The following is a 4,121-nucleotide window of genomic DNA, read 5'->3' on the forward strand; positions in this document are numbered from 1 at the left end:
CCCCCGCCGCGCCGCGGCAGGCGTCGCGTCGGCTGGGGCGAGCGGCTGGAGATCGCGATCCTGGCGGGACCGGCGCTCCTGGTCTTCCTGTCCTTCGTGATCTTCCCCGTGCTGATGGCCGCCTACTACGGCTTCTTCAGCTGGGAGGGCTACGGGCCGCCGACCGACTTCGTCGGCCTGAAGAACTACGAGACGATCCTGCAGGACCCGCTGTTCCACGACGCGGTGCGCCACAACGCGTTCATCGTCGTGTTCTCGCTGATCCTGCAGGGACCCGCGGCGGTCCTCATCGCGCTCCTGCTCAACCGCCGGATGCGCGGGCAGTCGGTGATCCGGGTCCTGATCTTCGTGCCGTACGTGATCTCCGAGGTCGTCGTCGGCACGGGGTGGAGCCTGATCCTGCAGAGCACCGGCGCGCTCAACGACCTGCTGGAGCGCATCGGCCTCGGGGGGCTCGCGAACGACTGGATCTCCGACCCGGACATCGCGATCTGGACCCTGATGGGGATCATCACCTGGAAGTACATCGGGTTCGCGGTGATCCTCTTCCTCGCGGGTCTGCAAGGGATCCCCCAGGAGCTCAACGAGGCGGCCGCGATCGACGGCGCGTCGTACTGGCAGGTGCAGCGCAGCATCACGCTGCCGCTGCTCGCCCCGACGCTGCGGATCTGGGCCTTCCTGTCGATCATCGGCGCGCTGCAGCTGTTCGACCTCGTCTACATCATCTGGGGGCAGTACGTCGCCTCCACCGCGGGCACGTCGACGATGGCGACGTACATGGTGTCCTTCGGCCGCAACGCCGGCAGCTACGGCTACGGCAACGCGGTCGCCGTGGTGCTGTTCCTGATCTCGCTCGTCGTCGCCCTCGTCTACCAGCGGTTCGTCCTGCGCCGGGACACCGAGGGTGCGATCACAGGAGGTGCGCGCTGATGGCCGTCCCGACCGTCGCAGTGCCGCCGGTGGTCCCCGACGAGGCGCCGCAGACCACTCGCAACCAGCGGGACCTGCGCTGGGGGAGCCCCGGCGTCTACGTGGTCGCGGTGCTCCTCATCCTCGTCATGCTCGCGCCCGTCGCGTACGTCGTCATCGGCGGCTTCCGGACGAACTCGCAGATCACGACGAACCCGTCCGGCTGGCCGGACCCGTGGCAGGCGGGCAACTACGTCGACGTCCTGACGGGCAGCGTGTTCTGGCGTCAGGTGCTCAACTCGGCCATCGCGGCGGGGGCGACCACGATCGGCGTCGTCGTGCTGGGGCTCATGGCGAGCTTCGCGATCGCGCGGTACCGGTTCGTCGGGCGGGGTGCGCTCTACGCGCTGTTCGCGGCCGGGCTGATGTTCCCCATGACGGTGGCCATCACGCCGCTGTACATCCTGGTCCGCACGCTCGGGCTCATGAACGACCTGTCGGGCGTGATCCTGCCGCAGATCGGGTTCGCGCTCCCGACGACCATCATCATCCTGGTCCCGTTCCTGCGGGCGATCCCCGCCGAGCTGCAGGAGGCGGCGGCGATCGACGGGTGCAGCCGGCTCGGCTTCTTCTGGCGCATGGTGCTGCCGCTCTCGCTGCCCGGCGTGATCACGGTGGGCATCCTGGCGTTCATCGGCAGCTGGAACAGCTACCTGCTGCCGCTGTTCATCCTCAACGACTCCGACTCGTTCACCCTGCCGCTGGGGGTGCAGGCGTTCGCGTCGGAGTACTCGGTCGACACCGCTAAGGTGCTCGCGTTCACCTCGCTCGCGATGCTGCCCGCGCTCGTCTTCTTCAGCCTGTTCGAGCGCCGCATCGTCGGCGGCCTGACGGGCGCGGTGAAGGGGTGAGTGGGCTGGTCGGACGCGGTGACGGGAGGCCGGGGAAGTCGTGACGGACGTGCTCGACGACGCGCGCGCATTCCGGGTGGAGGCGGCGCGGCACGCCCTGACGGTGCCGCGCGCCCTCCCGGATCTGCCCAGGGAGACGTTCCAGGTCATCGACGCGGGGGGGCAGGCGCCCGTGCGCGACCTCATGGTCTACCGGCCGCAGGACGGCCCCGAGGTCCCCGCCGTGTTCGTGAACCTGCACGGCGGCGGGTTCGTCCTGGGTGACTGGCGCGACGACGACCCGTACTGCCGGCTGCTCGCGGACGTCTCCGGCTGCGCGGTGATCAACGTCGACTACGTCCTGGCGCCCGAGCACCCGTACCCCGCGGCGGTGCACCAGGTGTACGACCTGCTCGTCTGGCTCGAGGCGTTCGGCGCCGAGCACGGGCTGGACGGCTCGCGCCTCGCGGTCGGCGGGCACAGCGCGGGCGGGAACCTCGCCGCGGCGTGCGCGCTCCTGGCCCGCCGGTCGGGCCGGCCCGCGCTGCGCGGGCTCGTCGTCGACTACGCGCCCCTCGACCTGGCCTCGCCGCCGGGCACCAAGCTCACGGACGCGATGCGCGCGGACCCCGGCACGACGGAGTTCGCCGAGATCGGTGCGCGCTTCAACGCGTGGTACCTGCCGGACCCCGCGCAGGGCACGGACGAGCTCGCCTCGCCCGTGCTCGCGGCCGACCTGAGCGGCCTGCCGCCGACGCTCGTGCTCACGGCCGAGCTGGACTTCCTGCGGGACGACGGCGACCTCTTCGCGGCGCGGCTGCGGGCCGCGGGCGTCGCGACCGAGCACACCGCGTTCCCGGGCTGCGGCCACGCGTTCACCCACCAGGGGCCGCAGGAGCACGCGCTCGCGGCGTGGCAGCAGATGGCGCGGTTCGTGCGGCGCGTGCTGGTCGACGAGGGAGCACCGTGAGGCTGACGGGCACGCACGTGCTCACCATCGAGGCGCTCCTGGGCGAGGTCCGCGACGTGGGCCTGACGCCGACCGGACGACGCCGCGTGATCCCATTGGTCGGCGGCACCGTGCGCGACGGCCTCGACGGCGAGGTGCTGCCCGGCGGCGCGGACTGGAACCTCGAGCACGCCGACGGCTCGGTCGAGCTGTGGGCGCGGTACGAGCTCCGGCTGGCGGACGGCTCGGTGGTCGTCGTGACCAACACCGCGACGCACGAGCCGGACGCGCAGCTGCCGATCCTCACCTCTCCCCGGTTCGACGTGGGCGACGGCGGGCCGGTGTGGCTGCGCACGGGGGTGTTCGTGGGTGCGCTCGTCCCGGTGCTCGAGGAGCACCGCGTCGTGCTCGAGGTGCACCGGGTCGACGTCCAGGCCTGAGCGCGCTGCGCCGCGAGCCGCCGGGAGCGGTTCCGAATCACTGCGCCGCCTGCCCGATAGTTGCGGAACCGGAAGAATCCGGACAGTGCGCAGACAGGGCTCAAGTCGGGAGCATCCTACCTTCGAGTGACGTTCTACACCGATGAATGTCACTCTAAAGTGTGACAAAACGCTTCGGAACCGGGTCCGAAACTATCAGCCCTCGCCCGGGTCTTGACGGGTCTCCCGGACCGGGCGAAAGGTGACGTGCCGGGCAATGCTGACCGGCGTACACCCACGATCAAGGAGGGATCGATGACGACCCCACGTCACCGCCACCGTCGTACGGACAGCCGCCGCATGGTGGCAGTCGTCGGCGGATTCGCCGCGGCCGCGATCGCTGTCACGCTTGCCATCCCGGCGCAGGCCGCCGGCAGCACGCTGCAGGCCGCCGCGAAGGAGACCGGCCGCTACTTCGGCACGGCGATCGCCGCGAGCCGGCTCAACGACGGCACCTACTCGGGTATCGCGAACCGTGAGTTCAACATGATCACGGCCGAGAACGAGATGAAGATGGACGCCACGGAGCCGAACCAGAACCAGTTCAACTACTCCAGCGGCGACCAGATCGTCAACTGGGCGCGCAACAACGGCAAGCAGGTCCGCGGCCACGCGCTCGCCTGGCACTCGCAGCAGCCGGGCTGGATGCAGAACATGTCCGGCACGTCGCTGCGCAACGCGATGCTCAACCACGTCACGCAGGTCGCGACCCACTACAAGGGCAAGATCTACGCGTGGGACGTCGTGAACGAGGCGTTCGCCGACGGCTCGTCCGGCGCGCGCCGCGACTCCAACCTGCAGCGCACCGGCAACGACTGGATCGAGGCCGCGTTCCGCGCCGCGCGCGCCGCCGACCCGGGCGCCAAGCTCTGCTACAACGACTACAACACCGAC

Annotated in this window: 5 protein-coding genes; all 5 read left to right on the forward strand. The window is 70.4% G+C overall.

The genetic code is table 11. From position 1 onward, the window contains the following. A partial coding sequence (locus CGE01nite_RS16565; RefSeq protein WP_255318535.1) for a carbohydrate ABC transporter permease occupies window positions 1–930 on the forward strand: 930 nt, incomplete at its 5' end. Continuing rightward, window positions 930–1,820: a carbohydrate ABC transporter permease gene (locus CGE01nite_RS16570; protein ID WP_048341940.1), complete on the forward strand. Its 891-nt coding sequence runs from the start codon at window positions 930–932 to the stop codon at window positions 1,818–1,820. The genes CGE01nite_RS16565 and CGE01nite_RS16570, both read left to right, overlap by 1 nt. A gap of 40 nt (window positions 1,821–1,860) precedes the next feature. Next, a complete protein-coding gene (locus CGE01nite_RS16575; protein ID WP_141371759.1) occupies window positions 1,861–2,769 on the forward strand; it encodes an alpha/beta hydrolase in 909 nt (302 codons plus the stop codon). Further along, on the forward strand, window positions 2,766–3,188 hold the full coding sequence (locus tag CGE01nite_RS16580) for a DUF3237 family protein (protein WP_141371760.1): 423 nt from the start codon (window positions 2,766–2,768) through the stop codon (window positions 3,186–3,188). The genes CGE01nite_RS16575 and CGE01nite_RS16580 overlap by 4 nt, the downstream gene beginning before the upstream one ends. 294 nt (window positions 3,189–3,482) lie before the next feature. Continuing rightward, window positions 3,483–4,121 (forward strand): endo-1,4-beta-xylanase (locus CGE01nite_RS16585; RefSeq protein ID WP_141371761.1); only part of this gene is annotated, 639 nt, incomplete at its 3' end.

Origin of the sequence: Cellulomonas gelida (genome assembly GCF_006538725.1) — a bacterium.
GTDB lineage: Bacteria > Actinomycetota > Actinomycetes > Actinomycetales > Cellulomonadaceae > Cellulomonas > Cellulomonas gelida.